Source organism: Klebsiella sp. LY (genome assembly GCF_004010915.1).
GTDB classification, from domain to species: domain Bacteria; phylum Pseudomonadota; class Gammaproteobacteria; order Enterobacterales; family Enterobacteriaceae; genus Klebsiella; species Klebsiella quasipneumoniae.
The window spans coordinates 5,082,819-5,101,290 of record NZ_CP022444.1 but is presented as its reverse complement, the minus strand read 5'-3'; the positions used below and the strand labels follow the sequence as shown (position 1 = coordinate 5,101,290).

At 60.4% G+C, this 18,472-nt stretch carries 21 protein-coding genes; 12 read left to right on the top strand and 9 right to left on the bottom strand.

What is annotated here, in order from left to right:
* Positions 1–14 precede the first annotated feature (14 nt).
* Genes CE636_RS28065 through CE636_RS28055 form a run of 3 tightly spaced genes read left to right on the top strand, consistent with a single transcriptional unit; the run spans position 15 to position 2,265 of the window.
* Positions 15–821 carry a MetQ/NlpA family ABC transporter substrate-binding protein gene (locus tag CE636_RS28065; protein WP_004205939.1) on the top strand — a complete coding sequence of 269 codons (807 nt, stop codon included), beginning with the start codon at positions 15–17 and terminating at the stop codon, positions 819–821.
* On the top strand, positions 818–1,609 hold the full coding sequence (locus CE636_RS28060; protein WP_008804932.1) for a methionine ABC transporter ATP-binding protein: 792 nt from the start codon (positions 818–820) through the stop codon (positions 1,607–1,609). Before CE636_RS28065 ends, CE636_RS28060 begins: the two co-directional genes overlap by 4 nt.
* Positions 1,606–2,265: a methionine ABC transporter permease gene (locus CE636_RS28055; protein WP_004217626.1), complete on the top strand. Its 660-nt coding sequence runs from the start codon at positions 1,606–1,608 to the stop codon at positions 2,263–2,265. Before CE636_RS28060 ends, CE636_RS28055 begins: the two co-directional genes overlap by 4 nt.
* A gap of 10 nt (positions 2,266–2,275) precedes the next feature.
* Here CE636_RS28055 and CE636_RS28050 read toward each other — a convergent pair whose 3' ends face one another.
* On the bottom strand, positions 2,276–3,334 hold the full coding sequence (locus CE636_RS28050) for an NAD(P)H-dependent flavin oxidoreductase (protein WP_032447045.1): 1,059 nt from the start codon (positions 3,332–3,334) through the stop codon (positions 2,276–2,278).
* Positions 3,335–3,423: 89 nt separating this feature from the next.
* Between CE636_RS28050 and CE636_RS28045 the strand changes: the two genes are divergently transcribed.
* From CE636_RS28045 to CE636_RS28015, 7 genes are all read left to right on the top strand, one after another.
* Complete coding sequence (locus CE636_RS28045) at positions 3,424–4,269, top strand: LysR substrate-binding domain-containing protein (RefSeq protein ID WP_017900370.1); 846 nt, start codon at positions 3,424–3,426, stop codon at positions 4,267–4,269.
* Between the two features lie 202 nt (positions 4,270–4,471).
* Positions 4,472–4,894, top strand: coding sequence for a VOC family protein (locus tag CE636_RS28040; protein WP_004205943.1), 423 nt, complete (start codon positions 4,472–4,474; stop codon positions 4,892–4,894).
* A gap of 155 nt (positions 4,895–5,049) precedes the next feature.
* Entirely contained in the window at positions 5,050–6,237 is a 1,188-nt protein-coding gene (locus tag CE636_RS28035; RefSeq protein ID WP_004205944.1) for an MFS transporter, read from the top strand.
* A gap of 229 nt (positions 6,238–6,466) precedes the next feature.
* The gene (locus CE636_RS28030; protein ID WP_004205945.1) at positions 6,467–6,757 is read left to right on the top strand and encodes a hypothetical protein; all 291 of its coding nucleotides are present in this window, start codon (positions 6,467–6,469) and stop codon (positions 6,755–6,757) included.
* Between the two features lie 202 nt (positions 6,758–6,959).
* Positions 6,960–7,721, top strand: coding sequence for a trans-aconitate 2-methyltransferase (gene tam / locus CE636_RS28025; protein ID WP_017900369.1), 762 nt, complete (start codon positions 6,960–6,962; stop codon positions 7,719–7,721).
* Between the two features lie 161 nt (positions 7,722–7,882).
* The gene (locus CE636_RS28020; RefSeq protein WP_017900368.1) at positions 7,883–8,203 is read left to right on the top strand and encodes a carboxymuconolactone decarboxylase family protein; all 321 of its coding nucleotides are present in this window, start codon (positions 7,883–7,885) and stop codon (positions 8,201–8,203) included.
* Positions 8,194–8,574: a tautomerase family protein gene (locus tag CE636_RS28015; protein WP_004205951.1), complete on the top strand. Its 381-nt coding sequence runs from the start codon at positions 8,194–8,196 to the stop codon at positions 8,572–8,574. The genes CE636_RS28020 and CE636_RS28015 overlap by 10 nt, the downstream gene beginning before the upstream one ends.
* A 209-nt stretch (positions 8,575–8,783) precedes the next feature.
* On the opposite strand, the gene CE636_RS28005 is transcribed toward CE636_RS28015, so the two are convergent.
* The 7 genes from CE636_RS28005 to sad all read right to left on the bottom strand — a co-directional run bounded on the left by CE636_RS28005 (position 8,784) and on the right by sad (position 15,961).
* Positions 8,784–9,230 carry a GNAT family N-acetyltransferase gene (locus CE636_RS28005; protein WP_017900367.1) on the bottom strand — a complete coding sequence of 149 codons (447 nt, stop codon included), beginning with the start codon at positions 9,228–9,230 and terminating at the stop codon, positions 8,784–8,786.
* 258 nt (positions 9,231–9,488) lie between these two features.
* A complete protein-coding gene (locus CE636_RS28000) occupies positions 9,489–10,940 on the bottom strand; it encodes a tagaturonate reductase (RefSeq protein WP_017900366.1) in 1,452 nt (483 codons plus the stop codon).
* A 113-nt stretch (positions 10,941–11,053) separates the two neighbouring features.
* Positions 11,054–11,584: a GNAT family N-acetyltransferase gene (locus CE636_RS27995; protein ID WP_017900365.1), complete on the bottom strand. Its 531-nt coding sequence runs from the start codon at positions 11,582–11,584 to the stop codon at positions 11,054–11,056.
* A 77-nt stretch (positions 11,585–11,661) separates the two neighbouring features.
* Positions 11,662–13,086, bottom strand: a complete 1,425-nt coding sequence (locus CE636_RS27990) for a GGDEF domain-containing protein (RefSeq protein ID WP_017900364.1) — start codon at positions 13,084–13,086, stop codon at positions 11,662–11,664.
* A 114-nt stretch (positions 13,087–13,200) separates the two neighbouring features.
* Positions 13,201–13,569, bottom strand: a complete 369-nt coding sequence (locus CE636_RS27985) for a DUF4186 domain-containing protein (RefSeq protein ID WP_004205959.1) — start codon at positions 13,567–13,569, stop codon at positions 13,201–13,203.
* Complete coding sequence (glsB, locus tag CE636_RS27980) at positions 13,569–14,495, bottom strand: glutaminase B (protein ID WP_004205960.1); 927 nt, start codon at positions 14,493–14,495, stop codon at positions 13,569–13,571. Before glsB ends, CE636_RS27985 begins: the two co-directional genes overlap by 1 nt.
* A gap of 80 nt (positions 14,496–14,575) precedes the next feature.
* Positions 14,576–15,961 (bottom strand): succinate-semialdehyde dehydrogenase, encoded by a 1,386-nt coding sequence (gene sad, locus CE636_RS27975; RefSeq protein ID WP_017900363.1) that lies wholly within the window; start codon positions 15,959–15,961, stop codon positions 14,576–14,578.
* A gap of 106 nt (positions 15,962–16,067) precedes the next feature.
* Between sad and ptrR the strand changes: the two genes are divergently transcribed.
* Positions 16,068–16,946 carry a putrescine utilization regulator PtrR gene (gene ptrR, locus CE636_RS27970; RefSeq protein ID WP_017900362.1) on the top strand — a complete coding sequence of 293 codons (879 nt, stop codon included), beginning with the start codon at positions 16,068–16,070 and terminating at the stop codon, positions 16,944–16,946.
* Here ptrR and CE636_RS27965 read toward each other — a convergent pair.
* Positions 16,900–17,382, bottom strand: coding sequence for a GNAT family N-acetyltransferase (locus CE636_RS27965; protein ID WP_017900361.1), 483 nt, complete (start codon positions 17,380–17,382; stop codon positions 16,900–16,902). The two genes, ptrR and CE636_RS27965, sit on opposite strands and share 47 nt — an antisense overlap.
* Positions 17,383–17,527: 145 nt before the next feature.
* Between CE636_RS27965 and CE636_RS27960 the strand changes: the two genes are divergently transcribed.
* Positions 17,528–18,472 (top strand): L-lactate dehydrogenase, encoded by a 945-nt coding sequence (locus CE636_RS27960; protein ID WP_017900360.1) that lies wholly within the window; start codon positions 17,528–17,530, stop codon positions 18,470–18,472.

Sequence of the window (18,472 nt, the reverse complement as noted above, 5' to 3'; positions counted from 1 at the left end):
AAAAGGAACACACCATGAAATATGCTGCTTTTAAACTGGCAGGGGTCGCACTGTCTCTTTCTCTGGCATGGACGTCTGCCCAGGCCGCCGCGCTGCGCGTCGCCGCGGACCCGGTTCCCCACGCGGAGATCCTCAACTACATCAAAAAAATCGATCCCAGTCTCGATCTCAAGGTGGTGGAGCTGACCAGCGGGGTCAACGCCAATGAACTGCTGGCCAGTGGCGATGTGGATGCCAACTACTTCCAGCATGTCCCCTACCTGAAGGATCAGGAGAAAGCGCTGGGTAAAACCTTTGCCGTCGCGGCCACGGTTCATATTGAGCCGCTGGGGATCTACTCGCATAAGCATAAAGATTTCTCGTCGCTGCCGGAAAACGCCACGGTGGCGGTACCGAATAACACCACCAACCTGAGCCGGGCGCTGTTCCTGCTGCAGGCGCAGAAGCTTATTAAGCTGGACCCCAAATTTACCGACCCGGCCACCACCCTGGCGACGCCGAAGGATATTGTTGAGAACCCGAAACACCTGAAGATCCTGGAGATTGAATCGCCGCAGATCCCGCGCTCCCTCGACGATGTCGACCTGGCGGTGATTAACGGTAACTACGCGCTGGAAGCCGGTCTGGTGCCAGCGAAAGATGCCCTGGGGCTGGAAAGCGCCGAGCATAACCCCTACGCCAATATCCTGGTGACCACCCCGGCCCTGGCGAATGACCCGCGTATTAAGGCGCTGGCGAAAGACCTGACGTCGCCGCAGGTGGCGGAGTTTATCCGTAAAAACTACAACGGCTCGGTGATCCCGGTGGCCCCTCAGTCATGATCACCATCGAAGGGCTGAGCAAAACCTACGCCGGAACCGGCCGACCGGCGCTGAACGATATCGCGTTACAGATCCCGAAAGGGGCGATATACGGCATTCTCGGGCGCAGCGGCGCCGGCAAAAGTACGCTCATCCGCTGTCTCAATTTGCTGGAGCGGCCCACCTCGGGCCGCATTCTGGTGAACGGACAGGATATTACTCAGCTGAACAAGGCGGCGCTGCGGGATTATCGCCTGCGCACCGGGATGATTTTCCAGCACTTCAATCTGCTTCATGCCCGCACCGTCGCCGATAACATCGCGGTGCCGCTGGAGATTGCCGGGGTGCCGCGGGCCGCTCGCGAAGCGCGGGTGCGCGAACTGCTGGAGCTGGTGGATCTCAGCGAAAAGGCCGCCGCTTTCCCGTCGCAGCTTTCCGGCGGGCAAAAACAGCGCGTCGGCATCGCCCGGGCGCTGGCCGCCCGACCGGAGGTGCTGCTGTGCGACGAGGCGACCAGTGCTCTGGATCCCGAGACCACCGCCTCGGTGCTGGCTCTGCTGGCGGATATTAACCAGCGGCTCAATCTGACCATTGTGCTGATAACGCACCAGCTGGAGGTGGTGAAAACCATTTGTGACCACGCGGCGCTGCTGGAACAGGGCGAGATTGTCGAGAGCGGCAAACTCGCGGACCTGCTGGTGACCCCATGGTCGCGGCTGCGCCAGTCGCTGCTGCACGACCCGCAGGCTGAACAGGATTTTCTTACCCGTCACGGCGTTCAGGGGAGGCCATTATGCGGAGTAGCATGAGCTGGGAAGATTTGTGGCCGTTATTACTCGACGGCACGCTGGATACGCTCTATATGGTGGGCCTGGCGGCCCTGTTTACCGTGCTGATCGGGCTGCCCACCGGTGTGTTGTTATTTATTTCCCGCGCCAACGGGCTGGCGCCGATGCCGAAACTGAACGCGTTGTTAGGCGCGGTGATCAACATCGGCAGGTCGCTACCGTTTATCGTGCTGCTGATCGCCCTGATCCCTTTTACCCGGCTGATCGTCGGCACCACGCTGGGCAGCACCGCCGCCATCGTGCCGGTGACCATCGGCGCCTTTCCGTTCTTTGCCCGCCTGACGGAAAACGCGCTCGACGAGGTGGATTACGGAAGAATCGAAGCCATTCTGTCGATGGGCGGCAACGTCTGGCACGTGATTTTTAAATCCCTGCTGCCAGAAGCCCTGCCGACGCTGCTGGCCGGGATCACGCTGACTATCGTGATGCTGATTGGCTTTTCGTCGATGGCCGGGGTGATCGGCGGCGGCGGACTCGGCGACCTCGCCATCCGCTACGGCTATCAGCGATTCAATAATGAGGTGATGTTTGGCACAGTGCTGATCCTGGTGGCGATGGTTCAGGGCGTGCAGATGGCCGGCGATCGGCTGGTGCGCAGCCTGGCCCACCGCCGTTAGCCGTCAGTCATTAGTTCCAGCCGCTCTCTGCCGCCAGCTGGCGGACCAGACTGGCGGCGTCACACTCGCGGATCAACCCCACCCCCTGCCCGGCCCAGTGGGCGCCATACTCATGGACGCCCTGGGCTTTCGCGGCGGCGGCCAGCGCTTTGCCGATATCATACGCCAGCGGATAATCCGGCACGGCGCTCGTCGGACAGGCTTCCCCTAGCGCGCAGAAGGCATTAGCCAGACAGCGTGCCGGACGCCCGGATATCGCGGAGGTCAGCACCGTACGCCCGTCAAGGCTGTTGTGGATCGCCGCGCGATAGCCGGCGTCGGCGGCCGATTCCGGACACAGTAAAAACGCCGTACCGAGCTGTACGCCCTGCGCCCCCAACTGCATCACGCTAGCGATCCCCGCTCCGTCCATGATGCCCCCGGCGGCCACTACCGGGATGGTTAGTCGACGCCGCAGAAGTTGCACCAGGGTGAAGGTGCTCAGCTGCGCGTCAGGCTCCTGCGGAGCAAAGATCCCCCGGTGCCCGCCCGCCTCATAGCCCTGAGCGACCACCACGTCGATCCCCTGCTGTTCAATCAGCAGCGCCTCCTGGAGCGAGGTTGCCGTCGCCAGGGTGACAATCCCCTGCTGTCGCAGACGCTGGATCGTCTCACCTTCAGGAAGGCCGAAATGAAAGCTCACCACCGCCGGCGAGTGGTCGAGAAGCAGCTCCAGCATGGCGGTGTGGCCGATAAACGTCTGGTATATCTCCCTAAGCGATGCCGGAGGCGTACTGCCAAAGCGGGTAAAATGGGGGCGCAGCGTCTCTGCCCAGTCCGCTTCACGTGGGGCGTTGCGCCGCGGCGGCGCATGGCAAAATAAATTGACATTGAACGGCCGGTCCGTCAGCTGGCGGGTGGCGACGATCATCGCTTCCGCCTGGGAAACGGTTGCAGCGCCCAGCCCCAGCGAACCCAGCGCCCCGGCATTACTCACCGCAGCAGCCAGCGCAGGGGTGGAGACGCCCGCCATCGGGGCCTGGATCAGGGGGTAGTCAATATCAAGAAGCGAAAGCAGTGAATTTTGCATGAGTTCCTCGTAGATGAGTGATGCCGGAGGCTTACCATCTCTTTTAAAGATGATAAGATCAACATCATTATCATATTGAGAATAAAAATATGAACCACAGCACACTGCAGATTTTTATCCAGGTGGCCGACACGCAAAGCGTCACCCTGGCAGCAAAACGGCTTGGCCGCGCCCAGTCTAATATCACCACCCGTATTCAGCAGCTGGAAGAGGAGCTTGCCGTGGAACTTTTCGTCCGCGGCAACAAAAAAATGGTGCTATCGCCGGCAGGCGTTCAGTTTCTCAGCTATGCCCGGCGGATCCTGAGCCTGGCGGAGGAGGCAAAGCAGGCTCTGCATCCGACCACACCCGGCGGCAGCCTGCGGTTGGGCGCGATGGAGGCGACCGCCGCCAGCCGTCTGCCGCCGCTGCTTACCCGCTTCCAACAGCAATGCCCGCAGGTGGATGTCACCCTCAGCACCCGGCCGACCCGCCAGTTAGCCGAGGGGGTATTCACCGCCGCCCTCGATGCCGCGCTGGTCTGCCTGCCGCCAGGGCCGGATGGCCAACCGACATGCCCGCCCGGGCTGGAATCTGTCCCGGTGTTTCAGGAAACCCTGATGCTGGTCCGGCCGCAGGGCGCGGGCCCGCTGCGGTTCGCGGCATTTACCAGCGGCTGCAGCTATCGGGCGTTGGGAGAGCGCTGGCTGGCGGAGCAACAGGCGGCCGTCGAGGTGCATGAGGTTAGCTCCTATCACAGCATGCTGGCCTGCGTGGCCTCCGGGCGCTACGTCTGCCTGCTGCCGCAGAGCGTGCTGTCGCTGATGACGCTTCCCGAAAACTGTCTTAGCGAACCGCTGTGCGAGGCGACCACCCAGCTTATCTGGCGTCAGGGGTTCAGCACCTCCGCCCTCAGCGAGTGGCGCATCCTGTTGCAAAGCGCTGCGAACGGCTAAGCTAGAAGAGGATTCAGTGACACACGCGCAGGGGGCGACCCAGAGCTCTTGCCGACAAACGCAGAGGCGTTTTGCCGCTACAGTATCAACCCGAGCGACAACAGCGACAGAATCGCTTTTCGCCACAGGTCGCGGCTGTGACGCCGCTTTTTTGCCGGGTGGCGGCTGCGCCTGATCCGGCCTACGCCTTATGGGAGTCATTATGTCGTTCTGCCACATGCGCATCGCCAGACCGGTCAGCGAACTGGAGACCAGCGCCAGCATGTATTGTGCCGGGCTGGGGCTGCAGGAACTTGGCAGCTTTACCGATCATGAAGGATTTAGCGGGATTATGATCGGCTCCGCGGATGCCAGCTGGCATCTGGAATTCACCCACTGCCGCCACCATCCCGTTACCCCCTCGCCAGGAGATGAAGATCTGCTGGTGCTGTACTATCCGCAGCGTCAGGCCTGGGAGGCACAATGCAGCGCCATGGACGCCGCCGGGTTTCTGCGCGTCACGGCGTTCAACCCCTACTGGGAGGTCAACGGCGTCACTTTCGTCGACCGCGACGGCTATCGCACCGTGCTGCAAAACCGCGCCTGGGGCGTGGTGGGCGATGAGTCGCATGTGGCGGCGAGCTGACGATGATCGGGGCTGGCGTCAACCGCTGCAAAAGCAATTATTTACCTTCGGACAGACAACGTTCCCGTCGGTTACCGATAAAACGCCTTCCCGACTCGCCAGCCTTCTCGCGGCGCGCTATGCTAAACATCCCTATGTATTAACCCTTTATCCCTATGAGCACTTCCGTCAGCACCACGCAGCTTAATTTGCGCATCATTTCGATCGTTGTTTTTACCTGTATCTGCTATCTCTCCATTGGTCTGCCACTGGCCGTTCTACCGGGTTATATTCACTATCAGCTGGGCTACAGCACCTTTGTCGCCGGTATTGTGATCAGTCTGCAGTACATCTCCACGCTAATAAGCCGGCCGCACGCCGGGCGCTATACCGATATCTGGGGGCCGAAAAGAGTGGTTAGCCTCGGGATCGTCTGCTGTCTGCTTAGCGGCGCCTTCACGCTGCTGGCGGTAATGTTGCAGACGATGCCCATGCTGGCGATTGCCGCGCTGTTGGCGGGCCGGGTATTTCTTGGCGTCGGCGAGAGCTTTACCGCCACCGGAGCCACCCTCTGGGGGATCAAAACCGTCGGCGCGATCCATACGTCACGGGTGATCTCGTGGAACGGCGTGGCGACCTATGTGGCGATGGCGGTGGGCGCGCCGCTGGGGGTCACTCTTAACCACTATTTCGGCATCAGCGGCTTTGCCACGGTGGTGGTGATGGTCGCCGCCATCGGCCTGCTGTTCGCCCGCACGCGGCAAGACGTCAGCGTGACCGCCGGTGTCAGAGCGCCCTTTCACGCGGTGGTGCGCAAAATCTGGCCTTATGGCCTGGGGCTGGCCTTTGGCACCGTCGGTTTCGGCGTTATCGCCACCTTTATCACCCTTTACTTTGCCGCGCACAGCTGGCAGGGCGCCGCGTTTACCCTCTCGCTGTTCAGCGTCGGTTTTATCTGTGTTCGCCTGGTGCTGGGGAATACCATCACCCGCTATGGCGGAGTCCCGGTCTCCCTGGCCTGCTTCGTCATCGAATGTCTCGGTCTGCTGCTTATCTGGCTGGCGCCGTCAGCCTGGGTGGCGGGCATCGGCGCCTTCCTCACCGGCTCGGGTTTTTCGCTGGTCTTCCCGGCGTTGGGGGTTGAGGCGGTAAAACAGGTGGAAGAGCAAAACCAGGGGACCGCCCTCGGCACCTACTCGGCGTTCCTTGACCTCGCGCTGGGGCTGACCGGGCCGCTGGCCGGCTGGGTCGCCGGCTACTACGATCTCGCCACCCTGTATCTGCTGGCGGCGATCGTCGTCGTGTTCGCTTTCCTGCTGATTTTACGCGTACATCTGCAACAGCGGGCAGCGGTCAGGACGTAGCCAGGCCCGGCTCGCGGATCGCCGCGGGCTGCCGACACCGGCAAAAAACGAATCGGCAATTGACGACGATTCGGCTTCCGTGCCAACATCCCCCTCAGCGTCTGGCGACAGATGCAAGGACGGTGGCGGAAAACAACAGAGATCGCGCAACGATCCAGCCCGCCGCCGTAGTCCAATCCGAATCACTGACCCACACGGTGAATTCCTGATTCTGGCGGGAAACACAGACATGCACCAAAGTTTTAATCAGCGCGTTCATTTCTATTACTGCGTCCTGGTCGCGCTGAAGATGCACGGAAAGTCGAAAAAGTCGGGCGGTATCCGAGGAAAGAACAACTTTCTGCTGAAATGGCTGCGCCGGGCGCAGGATAACAACATTTTCCATCCCGATATCACCAGTGAAATCGAATGGCTGCGCGGGAAGATTATTCAGGCCGGCTACGATACCGATCTCGAGCCGATGCTGGATTTTGTTTACGCCACCGCCAGCCGCGCCGAAGCGCTGAAGAACGCCGAATAAGCCACTGCGCCCGCTGCGGGCGCAGATGCTGACCAATCCGCTTCCCCTCACAATGTGCCCATACCGCACGCGATAGCCTGCTGATGCCATTTTATCTGTGACAGTGTCACGCTGCCAGGTGCTGCAGGGGATCATTTCCCCTGACAGGCGGCCCTGGGCGTTCTATGCTTTGCCCTGTCTCCCTCACACAGGACAACGCCCGATGGCTGACTGGAATCCTTCGCTGTATCTGCAGTTTGACGCTGAGCGCACCCGCCCGGCGGCTGACCTGCTTTCCCGTATCGCTCACCTGCAGGTAGAGAGCGTCGTTGACCTCGGCTGTGGGCCGGGCAACAGTACCCGCCTGCTGCGTGCCGCCTGGCCGCTGGCGGCGATCGTCGGTATCGATAACTCCCCGGCCATGCTGGACCAGGCGGCGCGGGCCTTACCCGACTGTGAGTTCATCGAGGCCGATATCGCCAGCTGGCGGCCTGCGCAACCACCAGACGTGATCTATGCCAACGCCTCGCTGCAGTGGCTGGCGGATCATGAGACGCTGTTTCCGCATCTGGTGAATCAGCTGGCGGATAACGGTACGCTGGCGGTGCAGATGCCGGATAACTGGCAGGAGCCCTCCCATACTCTGATGCGTCAGGTCGCCGGCGAGCTGGGATTGCCGGACCGCGGCCGCCAGCCCTTGCTTCCGCCGGACGCCTGGTACGATCTGCTCACCCGACAGGGCTGTGAAGTTGATATCTGGCGCACCACCTATTTTCATCCGCTCGCTTCTCATCAGGCGATAGTCGACTGGCTGCAGGGCACCGGATTGCGACCTTATCTGACGGACCTCGATGAGCAGGCCAAAAGCGCCTTTCTGACCCGCTATTTGGCATTGTTGGCCGACCACTATCCGTTACAGTGTAACGGAATGGTGCTTCTACGCTTTCCACGTCTGTTTATCGTGGCGCGAAAAATAGCCGCCTGACGGTTGCCTTGAGCGTGGCGTAAAACATAACCAATACATAAGCAAGTCGAGCCAGCAAACATTCCTGTTTTTCAGGATCAATTATCCTGAACATTGCGATATTCAACACATTCCTCAGCGTGCGACAGTGACGACCACTTCAACCTGTAACGGGAGTCACCATGGATACCACCCCTGTCGATCGCCACTCGCTGGCTGCCATTGCGCCAAAACTGGCAGAACTGACCGAAACGGTGCTGTTTGGCGATATCTGGGCGCGCAGCGAGCTGTCGCCCCGGGAACGCAGCTTAATCACCCTCTCCGCCCTGACGGCGCTGGGCAAAACCGAGCAACTGCCCTGGCATATCGCCTACGGCTATCAAAATGGCCTGAGCCAGGAGGAAATTGTCGAATTATTTACCCACCTGGCGTTCTACGCCGGCTGGCCGGCGGCGGCCAGCGCCCTGACCTGCCTGAACGCGCAGGAGGCGCCATGCCTCTGACCCGAATTTCGCTTGGTACGGCATGGCGTCCCGCGGAGTTTGCTCAGCTGTCGGCGCTATTCCATGAGTGCCTGGTGGCGGAGTTTGCCGTGCCGCCGGCGGACAAATTTCAGTTTATCGAGCAGACCGCCGACGGGCAGCGCATTTACGACCCGCATTATCTTAGCGGCGGTCGCAGCGATCGCTTCGTGCTGTTTCATATTTTCGCCGGAAAACCGCGCCGCCGGGCGCAGAAACAGGGTCTCTATCGTCGGCTCTGCGCGCGGTTAGCCGATGAGATGGCGGTCAGCCCGCAGGACGTGATGGTGGTGATCCAGTTTAACCAGCTGGAGGACTGGAGTTTTAGCGCCGGCAAAATGGCGGGTGAATAAGTCAGGCGGCGCCTGCAGGGGCGCCGCGATTCAGGCTATTTAGTTGCTACCAGGCGAGATGATGCACCAGTGACAGATCCCAGGCCGTCGCCAATAGCGAAAGAAACATTATCAGATTGACCACTGTTTCGAGACGTTTTTCCATCGTTGCTTCTCCTGAGCCTGTTTCCCCTGTTATAGCGGGAAAAGCTTAACAGCATCTTATCGCTTCAGGAGTCAAGGGTGATCCTGTAGCGTACATAATCGTCAGCTGGGGTGAACTCATCATACAGGTGGCGGGCGGGATTATCACGGCGAGTATGCCAGTACAGACGTGACCAGCCTTGATCAGTCCCTTCGGTTTGCAGCGACTTAATCAGCGTTCTGGCAATGCCTTGTCCGCGGAAAGCTGGATCGACGAACAGATCCTCCAGATAGCAGATTGGCGTGGTGACCCAGGTGCCTTCGTGCAGAATGCAGATAGCGAATCCCACCACCGTATCATTCACCACTGCGACCCTGCCCAGCACGGGTGAGTTCACGTCCAGCATCCGCTGCCAGGTGCATTCGGTCACCTCTTCCGGCTGCGGACTGCCGTAGAAGTGGGTATAGCCTTCCCAGAGCTGAAGCCATTCGGCTTTGTCATGCGGCCGTACTTCCCGGATATCGATGACCATGCGAGTTTCCTTACAGATGAATGAATTAGCCTGCGAACATTGGCAGGAACCAGGTATTAAGGCCATTATTTTCCTGCGCAGATATTTGTTCAAGCGGCTTAACCATAATTCCCGCCTGCGCAGGGCGATTTGGCACTAAAAAGCCTTTTGCAGCGGGGCTGCTGACCGGCTTTATCGGGACAATAAAAAAGTATGTTGTAACTAATTTGAGTGCCAATAAACCCGGCCGCAGCCGGGTGAAGAGAAGAGACTTCGCTATCAGCAGAGCGGCCTGACGGCGTCGCGCATCCCGCGGGTCAGAATAGCGTCAAGGTCAGCGGCGACCTGATCCACCAGTCCGGGGATCTGGCTTAGATCCTGCTCCCAGTGGGACTCCACGCTGAGCACAGCGGAAACCAGCTCGCGGGTGCTTATCTGACCGTCGCGATGGCGGGCCCAGAGCGTCTGGTAGCGCGTCAGCCAGTCAGCATCATCCTGTACCGGATAGCTTGTCCCCTCCCGCTCTCCTCGGTAGAAGGCGATCAGCGCCGCCAGCGCGAAGGTCAGGCGCGGCGGCAGCGTGCCATGCGCCTTCTGCCCTGCCAGCAGCTGCGGCAGAATACGGGTGCGGTACTTGGTCATGCCGTTGAGGGCGATCGAGAGCAGCTGATGTTTGATATAGGGATTGCGGAAGCGCCCGGTCACGGCGCTGGCGAATGACACCAGCTCATCGCGCGGCAGGTCCAGCACCGGAATAATCTCGTCATAAATCGCTTTTTCGACAAACGCGCAAATCTCCGCGTCGTTCATCGCTTCGCCGACGGTATCGATTCCAGCCTGGAAGGCCACCGGCACCAGGGCGGTGTGCGCCCCGTTAAGGATCGCCACTTTGCGCTCTTTATAGGGCTTGATATCGTCGACGATACGCACATTCAGCGGCAGTTTATCGAGACGCAGCTCGCTGGCCAGCGAAGCGGGCCCCTGGATAACAAACAGATAGAAGTGCTCGGCGGTATCGAGGAAAGCATCTTGATAGCCGGTTTGCGCCTCAAGGGCCGCCACTTCATCGCGCGGATAGCCGGTCACAATGCGATCCACCAGGGTGGAACAGAAGGTGTTCGCCGAGGTGAGCCAGTTGATAAAGTCCTGCGGCAGCTGCCACTCGGTGGCATAGCGCAGGACCAGGGCCTGCAGCGCCTCACCGTTATAATCGATCAGTTCGCAAGGGATAATCACCCATCCCTTATCGGCTGCGCCGGCGAAATGCTGGTAACGCTCAAACAGCAGGCGGGTTAGTTTCGCCGGATAGCTGACCGGCGGCGCGTCGTCAAACCGGCCCCCGGCATGGTAGCTGATGCCTGCCTCGGTGGTATTGGAGAAGACAAACCGTATCTCCGGGTTATGCGCCAGACGTAAAAAAGCGTCGTAGTCAGCGTAAGCGCTGATTTCGCGGTTGACCGATCGGATCAACCGCGCGTCGCTAACCGCTTCGCCCTGCTCGTTGAGACCACGGATAATGGTGGTATAGAGGCCGTCCTGGGTGTTCAGAGACGGTGGAAAATCCGTGTCAATGGGGCGAACGACCACGATGCCCGCATTCAGGTCGGTATGCTCGTTGAGCAGGTCGATCTGCCAGTCAACGAATGCGCGCAGGAAGTTGCCTTCACCAAACTGGACGATACGGTCAGGGTACTGCGCGCCGGGGAAATCACGACGGTTTAATGTTTTCACAATGGGTTCCCTCTAATAGTAGTCATACAACCTGAGTAATTGGTCCAATAAGTTATCAGGTTTTACGACCACTGAAACCCTGTTTTGATCAAAGCATTCTGCAATAGCGGCCGTCAGGGCAGAAACTTATAGAACAGCGAGGTGGCAGTCATCTTGCCGTCTGGCATCAGCGCATAGCGCGGAATTTCCCCCACTTTTTCCCAACCGCAGCGAACATAGAACTGCTCCGCCCCGCTGCCGGTCGCCGTGTCCAGCACCAGCACTGTCTTCCCTTCCCGACGAGCGGTTTGCTCCAGCTCCGCCATCAGCGCGTTGGCAATACCCTGGCGGCGGGCATTTTGGTGAACCAAAAGTTTGGCGACATCCGCACGATGCGGCTGATTTTCCGGCTGCCTGATAATCAGCTGCACGGTGCCGACGGGGCGCGAGTCAGCGTCAAGGGCGGCCAGCACGATGCGCTCCCCGGCCGCCACACTGTCAGCGGTACGTTGCCAGAAGGTCGTCGCGGTTTGCAGACTGAAAGGCAGCATAAAGCTCACCGAGGCGCCGCCGTTAACGCAGCTGGCCAGGATATCGCTTAATGCCGGAAGATGATGAATAATATCGTCACGCGACAGCGTGCGCAGTGAAAAGGATGTGGTCATAAGAGCTCCCTGTTATCGACCACATCACTATGTTTTTAACCAAAAATTAACACAAGAGAGATCCTGATAGGATTTTCTTATGGCGCACTTTCGGTGAGCGCCGGCATACAGATGCGGTTACGGCCGGTCTGTTTGGCTTTGACCATTTCATCATCCGCCGCCAGCAGCAGCTGGTTAAACAGTTCGGTAATGCGGGCGTGGCCCACCTCGCGGGTCTCCAGTCCCATACTGATGGTCAGATGGATCGGGTTCTGACCGAGGCCGAAGGGTTGCGACTCCACACCGTGGCGGATCTTCTCCGCCAGCAGATAGCCCTGCTGAGCGCTGTCGACGACGGCGGCCACGGCAAACTCCTCGCCGCCGATACGGGCAACCATCCCCTGCTCGCCCACCAGGTGTCGAACCTGCTGGGCAAACTGGGTCAGCACGCAATCGCCGCCTTCATGGCCCAGAGCATCATTCACTCGCTTGAAGCCATCGATATCCAGCACCATCACCGTCAGCAGCTTATCCGCCTGCAGCGCCTGGCGCTTCAGCGCCTCGCTCAGCCCGGAACGAGAATAGACGCGGGTCTGGAAATCAAAATCAGCGCGCAGGGCCAGCTGCTTCACCAGCATGTTAATCGCCTCGACGCTGGAGGCGACGATCACCGGGCTTATCAGCATAGCCGCGATCCCCAGGCGGGTGGAGAACAGCTGCCACGGCTGCATTCGCGTATCCGGCGAAAAGTGAATTAACGAGTTGGCCACCAGCAGTATCTCGCCGATGCCGGTGAGAAAGGTCAACAGGCAGGTCAGCGGCAGCGGATAGCGCACGGCGCACCAGATCAGGGCCGGTAACGGGAAGGTAATGCTGCCGGCGCCGCCCACCGCCACGCCGAGGGCAATCGACAGCACCAGCGCCAGCGCTGGCAGCAGCTGGTGAAAGCGAAAACCGCTTAACGCGGATGGCAGCGTCAGGGTCAGAATAAACGGCAGGATAAGCACCGCCGTCGAGAACTGCTCGCTAAACCAGTCCGCCAGCTGGGGGATAAAGGTGGCGCGCTCGACGTCCACCGACCCCAGCGCGCCGACCGCTGCGCACAGCAACGCGGCTAACAGACAGAAACAGAATAAATTAAGCGCGTTAATCGGGCCTGGCATGGAATCGGCGCGTCGTTTATCCCACAGCACCAGCTGTGCCAGGGTCACAATAAAGACAATATTGGAGAAGTTAATCAGCAATGAGGCAAAGCCCATTCCCCAGCGCGAGGTTAATCCGTCATAGACCAGCATTGCCGCAAAGCAGACGGCATAAAAATAGCTGCGATTAAGCCATACGTAGCGCGCAAAAATCCCGGCCATCACGGCGTTGAGCGGCCAGAAGAAAGAGAGCTCCTGCACCAGACGCAGCATGGCGCCCAGAAAATGCAGCAGTAGCGTTAACGTAAATAAGACCAGTGCATCGCGCACGGGTTGTTCTTCACGAAACAGCGTAAATGACCGAATCGACAGTGAAGACATTCAGTAATTATCCGTCTAATTGTTTCAGGCAATTATTATGTTAATAGTTAGTTAGCGGATTATCATAACATGAGAATATTTATCAGGCATACTCCGGCGCCGATCAAATGCAAATTAGCGCACAGACGGCGCGTTCATCTGCAGCACCAGCCAGCGGTGGATCACCTGCACAATATAGCGCTGTTCCTGCTCGCTCAGCGCGCGGCCGTGGGGAATGGCGTGCCATTTTTCCAGGCAGCCGCGACAGCAGGTGGCGGTCGCGTGCTGGGCGATAAACACCGGGTGACCGCGCATCGGCGTCTGCTTGCCATCATTGGCCGGCGCGGCGGATGCCAGCCGCTGGCGAATGAAATCGGCGGCGTGCTGGTCGATGACCTCCGGTCCCTTATCGAGACAATATTGCCGCTCTTTCATCCCCAGCCGGAAGCGCGAACGAAACGTCGAGCGCGCCAGACGAGCAAACAACCGATCCTGATCGACCATCAGAACACCGACCTCCCCAGCCGCTGAGTCAGTTTCTCCAGCAGCGCCACCCCGGCCAGCGAGTTACCCGCCTCGTCAAGCTCCGGGCTCCACACCGCGATCGCCATCTCCTGCGGCACGATCGCCACAATTCCGCCGCCGACGCCCGATTTCGCCGGCAGCCCCACGCGCCAGGCGAACTCGCCGGCGTTCTGGTACATGCCGCTGGTCATCATCAGGGCATTCACCTGACGGGACTGGATAGGCGCGATAACCGGCTTTTCCAGGTGCGGGGCGATGCCGCGGTCGGCGAGGAAGAGAAAGGTTCGCGCCAGCTCGACGCAGCTCATCTCCAGCGAACAGTAATGAAAATAGTTCTGCAGCACGGTGGTGACGTCGTTATGGAAGTTGCCGAAGGATTTCATCAGCCAGGCGATAGCGGCGTTGCGCGCCGAATGTTCAAACTCAGAGCGGGCCACCAGCGGATCGTAGGCGATATCGGCCACGCCGCTGAGGCGGCGGACTATCTCCAGCATCCGCTGGCGCGGCGCGCTGAGCCGGCTCTGCAGCATGTCGCAAACCACCAGCGCCCCGGCGTTGATAAACGGGTTGCGCGGTTTACCCTGCTCGATCTCCAGCTGCAGCAGCGAGTTAAACGGCTGGCCAGAGGGATCTTTCCCCACCCGCTGCCAGATCTCTTCTTCCTGATAGTGGTTCATGGCCACCACCAGACTCAATACTTTGGAGATCGACTGGATGGAGAATCGTTCATGCGCATCGCCGGCGGCAAAATGTTGCCCGTCCACTGTACTGATAGCGATGCCAAGCTTGTCGCCGCTGACGCTGGCCAGCGCCGGAATATAATCCGCCACTTTACCGCGGCCAATCAGCGGCCTGATTTCTGCCAGAATGGCTTCCAGCATTGCGTTATTGATCACCGTCGCCACGCGCGGCTCCTTGCCCACCGTCGAATTTTGGTGGGCGAGTATAGCAGACGAGAACGACGGTCGTCAGGGGCAAACGCAGATTAGCGACGGTCTTTCCAGACGGTCTGCGCATTGCAGAACTCGTGCAGACCAAAATGCGACAGTTCACGACCAAAACCGCTCTTCTTCACGCCGCCGAAAGCCACCCGGGCGTCGCTGGCGCAGTAGCCGTTAAGGAAGACGCCGCCGCACTCCAGCTCGCGGGCAAAGCGCTGAGCCTGCGCCTCGTCGGTGGTGTAGACCGTTGCTGACAGGCCAAATTCGCTGTCGTTGGCGAGGGCCAGCGCGTGGTCCGCATCTCGGGCGGTGGTCAGGGTCGCCACCGGACCAAACAGTTCCTGGCGGAAGCCGGTCATTCCGGCGGTGACGTTGCCCAGGACCGTGGGCGCGTAGTAATTGCCCGCCCCTTCGATTTTCTCCGCCCCCAGCAGCAGGGTCGCGCCTTCATCGAGGGTCGCCGTGACCTGCTGGTGCAGTTCATCGCGCAGATCGAATCGCGCCATCGGCCCGACGTAATTCTGCTCGTCGCGCGGATCGCCCATCTTCAGCGCCGCGACGGCGTCGACAAATTTGCGGGTGAAGGCTTCGGCAATGCCGGCTTCGAGGATAAATCGTTTCGACGCGGCGCACACCTGGCCGCTGTTCTGATAGCGGCCGGTGACGGCGGCCTTTACCGCTTCATCCAGATCGGCGTCGTTCAGGACGATAAAGGGATCGGATCCCCCCAGCTCGAGCACGCATTTCTTCAGCGCTGCGCCCGCCTGAGCGCCAATCGCTTTTCCGGCGCGGACGCTGCCGGTGACGGTCACCGCCGCGATGCGGTCGTCATTGATAATCTGCGAAACGCCGTCATTGGTGGCATTGACCCAGCCAAAAACCCCCTCCGGCAGGCCGGCGGCGGCAAAAATTTCGCCCAGCAGACGGGCGCTGCCCATTACGTTAGGGGCATGCTTCAGCAGGTAGCTGTTGCCGGCCAGCAGGATCGGCACCGCGCCGCGCAGCACCTGCCAGACCGGGAAATTCCACGGCATCACCGCCAGAATGGCCCCCAGCGGACGATATTCGATCACCGCCTGGTTATTTTCCACCAGGGTGGCTTCGGTCGCCAGCATCGCCGGGCCATGTTCGGCATACCAGTCGCAGAGGTTGGCGGATTTCGCCAACTCGCCGCGAGCCTGAGCAATCGGTTTGCCCATCTCGAGCGTGATCGTCTGGGCCACCTCTTCACCGCGGGCGCGCAGCTCGGCCCCAATGCGGCGCAGCGCGTCGGCGCGTGCGGCGAGCGGCGTCTGACGCCACTGGCGATAACCCGCCGCGGCGAGAGCGATAGCCGCGTCGACCTCGCGTTCGCTGGCCCACGGCAGCGAGGAGACCACCTCACCGGTAGTCGGGTTGACGGATACGGCGTGCGTTGCAGATAAATTCATCGTTATTCTCTCTCTCGTTGCTTGCGAAGTGAGCGTATTCTGGCTTACCTTTCCATTCATTGAAAATGAATAATATTAAGCAACGCATTCACAAAAGAAGAATGGTATGGACCTGACTCAACTTGAGATGTTTAACGCTGTCGCCAGCACCGGCAGCATCACCCAGGCGGCGCAAAAAGTGCATCGTGTGCCGTCCAACCTCACCACCCGCATCCGCCAGCTGGAGGCTGATCTTGGCGTTGAGCTGTTTATTCGCGAGAACCAGCGGCTGCGCCTCTCCCCCGCAGGCCACAGCTTTTTACGCTACAGCCAGCAGATCCTCGCCCTGGTTGACGAGGCGCGAATGGTGGTGGCGGGCGACGAACCCCAGGGGCTGTTCTCTCTCGGTTCGCTGGAGAGCACCGCGGCGGTGCGGATCCCCACCACCCTGGCCCACTTTAATCAGCGTTACCCGAAAATTCATCTCGCCCTCTCCACCGGCCCCTCCGGGACGATGATCGACGGCGTGCTGGAGGGAGCCCTGAGCGCCGCGTTCGTTGATGGACCGCTGGTGCATCCGGGCCTGGAGGGGCTGCCGGTGTTCCCTGAAGAGATGATGATCGTCGCCCCCTACGGCCACGCGCCCATCGCCCACGCCAGCGAAGTGAACGGGGCAAATGTCTACGCTTTTCGCGCCAACTGTTCCTACCGCCGGCATTTTGAGAGCTGGTTCCATGCCGACAGAGCGACCCCGGGGAGGATCCACGAGATGGAGTCTTACCACGGGATGCTGGCCTGCGTGATCGCCGGCGCGGGCCTGGCGTTGATCCCGCGCAGTATGCTGGAAAGTATGCCCGGCCATCAGCAGGTATCCGCCTGGCCGCTGGCGGAAGAGTGGCGCTGGCTCACCACCTGGCTGGTGTGGCGCCGGGGCGCCAAAACCCGCCAGCTGGAGGCGTTTATAGCGCTGCTGAACGAAGATCGGCGAACAGCGGTTTCTCCATAAACACGCTGAGCGGATCGGGCTGGTAAGGGGCAAACGCGCAGCGGGTCTGATAGCCGTTGCGCGTATAGAGGGTGATGGCCGCATGCTGATGGATGCCGGTCTCCAGGCGCAGAGTATGGCAGTCGCGCTGCCGCGCTTTCTCCTCCAGGGCCGCCAGCAGCTTTTCTCCCAGCTGCTGTCCGCGGTGCTGCGGATCGATATAGACCCGCTTCATCTCGCCAAAACCTTCAGCGCTGAGGACAATGGCCCCGCAGCCAACGGCTTCGCCCTGCGGACTGCGAATCGCCAGGGCGATCACTGTCTCTGGCGGCAGCTGGCCGAGGTCCAGCAGATGGTTGCTCTCCGCCGGGTAGAGTGTCTCCTGCCAGGCGTCGAGGGCGGCAATCAGGGCGGTAAATTCGGCGTCGGTGGGGGCGATGTCGGTAACGGTATACATAGGTGAGCTCCTTTTTTTATGCCACTGTAGCGCGCCTCAGGACGGTTTCCGCCATAGCATTAACTTATATTGCCGCCAACCACTTGCGCTAACTCACTGAAACACAGTAATTTTATCCCCTGCCGTTCGTTTTTGAGAGCTGAATATGCACACCAAAGCCCGTAAAGTGATGATTATTGGCGCCGGCAACGTCGGCGCGTCGGCGGCCTACGCGCTGCTCAATCAGAGCATCTGCGAGGAGCTGATCCTCGTCGACATTAACCAACAGCGCGCCGAGGCACACGCTCAGGACCTCAGCGATGCCGCGGCCTATCGGCCGGGGATGATGACCATCTCTACCCGGGAGGCCAGCGACTGCGCTGATGTCGACATCGCGGTGATCACCGTCTCCGGCGGCGCGCTGCGTCCAGGCCAGAGCCGACTGGATGAACTGACCACCACCGCGAAGATAGTGAAGCGCATCGTGCCAACGATGATGGCCAATGGGTTTAACGGCATCTTTCTGGTAGCCACGAACCCCTGCGACATCATCACCTGGCAGGTATGGCAGCTCTCCGGCCTGCCGCGCAGCCAGGTGCTGGGCACCGGCGTCTGGCTGGATACCACCCGCCTGCGCCGTCTGCTGGCGCAGGAGCTGAACATTGGCGCCCAGAGCATCGACGCTTTTATCCTCGGCGAGCACGGCGACACTCAGTTTCCGGTTTGGTCGCACTCCTCGGTGTATGGCTCGCCGATAGCCGACCTCTACCAGCAGCGCACCGGCCGGCCGCTCGACCGCGAGGCGATGGCCGACAAAGTGCGTAAGCTGGGGTTTGAGATCTACGCCGGTAAAGGCTGTACGGAATATGGTGTGGCAGGCACCATCGCCGAGATCTGCCGTAATATTTTTACCGGCAGCCACCGCGCGCTGGCGGTCTCCTGCATTCTTGACGGTGAGTACGGGGTCTGCGGCGCGGCGGCTGGGGTGCCGGCGGTGCTGGCCCAGGGGGGCGTGGAGCAGATTATCGAACTGCGGCTGGCCGACGAAGAGCAGGCGAAGTTCAGCCAGTCGATTGCGGTAATCAAAGCCAATATCGCGCGTCTGCCCTGA

Excerpts from the sequence above, each read along its gene's own strand:
- tam (WP_017900369.1), top strand. The coding sequence starts at position 6,960 with ATGGCTGACTGGAATCCTTCGCTGTATCTGCAGTTTGACGCTGAGCGC.
- CE636_RS28005 (WP_017900367.1), bottom strand. The coding sequence starts at position 9,230 with ATGGTCATCGATATCCGGGAAGTACGGCCGCATGACAAAGCCGAATGG.
- CE636_RS28060 (WP_008804932.1), top strand. The coding sequence starts at position 818 with ATGATCACCATCGAAGGGCTGAGCAAAACCTACGCCGGAACCGGCCGA.
- CE636_RS28035 (WP_004205944.1), top strand. The coding sequence starts at position 5,050 with ATGAGCACTTCCGTCAGCACCACGCAGCTTAATTTGCGCATCATTTCG.
- ptrR (WP_017900362.1), top strand. The coding sequence starts at position 16,068 with ATGGACCTGACTCAACTTGAGATGTTTAACGCTGTCGCCAGCACCGGC.
- CE636_RS27965 (WP_017900361.1), bottom strand. The coding sequence starts at position 17,382 with ATGTATACCGTTACCGACATCGCCCCCACCGACGCCGAATTTACCGCC.
- CE636_RS28040 (WP_004205943.1), top strand. The coding sequence starts at position 4,472 with ATGTCGTTCTGCCACATGCGCATCGCCAGACCGGTCAGCGAACTGGAG.
- sad (WP_017900363.1), bottom strand. The coding sequence starts at position 15,961 with ATGAATTTATCTGCAACGCACGCCGTATCCGTCAACCCGACTACCGGT.
- CE636_RS28065 (WP_004205939.1), top strand. The coding sequence starts at position 15 with ATGAAATATGCTGCTTTTAAACTGGCAGGGGTCGCACTGTCTCTTTCT.
- CE636_RS28045 (WP_017900370.1), top strand. The coding sequence starts at position 3,424 with ATGAACCACAGCACACTGCAGATTTTTATCCAGGTGGCCGACACGCAA.
- CE636_RS28015 (WP_004205951.1), top strand. The coding sequence starts at position 8,194 with ATGCCTCTGACCCGAATTTCGCTTGGTACGGCATGGCGTCCCGCGGAG.
- CE636_RS27990 (WP_017900364.1), bottom strand. The coding sequence starts at position 13,086 with ATGTCTTCACTGTCGATTCGGTCATTTACGCTGTTTCGTGAAGAACAA.
- CE636_RS27960 (WP_017900360.1), top strand. The coding sequence starts at position 17,528 with ATGCACACCAAAGCCCGTAAAGTGATGATTATTGGCGCCGGCAACGTC.
- CE636_RS28050 (WP_032447045.1), bottom strand. The coding sequence starts at position 3,334 with ATGCAAAATTCACTGCTTTCGCTTCTTGATATTGACTACCCCCTGATC.
- CE636_RS28030 (WP_004205945.1), top strand. The coding sequence starts at position 6,467 with ATGCACCAAAGTTTTAATCAGCGCGTTCATTTCTATTACTGCGTCCTG.
- CE636_RS28020 (WP_017900368.1), top strand. The coding sequence starts at position 7,883 with ATGGATACCACCCCTGTCGATCGCCACTCGCTGGCTGCCATTGCGCCA.
- CE636_RS28055 (WP_004217626.1), top strand. The coding sequence starts at position 1,606 with ATGAGCTGGGAAGATTTGTGGCCGTTATTACTCGACGGCACGCTGGAT.
- CE636_RS27995 (WP_017900365.1), bottom strand. The coding sequence starts at position 11,584 with ATGACCACATCCTTTTCACTGCGCACGCTGTCGCGTGACGATATTATT.
- CE636_RS27985 (WP_004205959.1), bottom strand. The coding sequence starts at position 13,569 with ATGGTCGATCAGGATCGGTTGTTTGCTCGTCTGGCGCGCTCGACGTTT.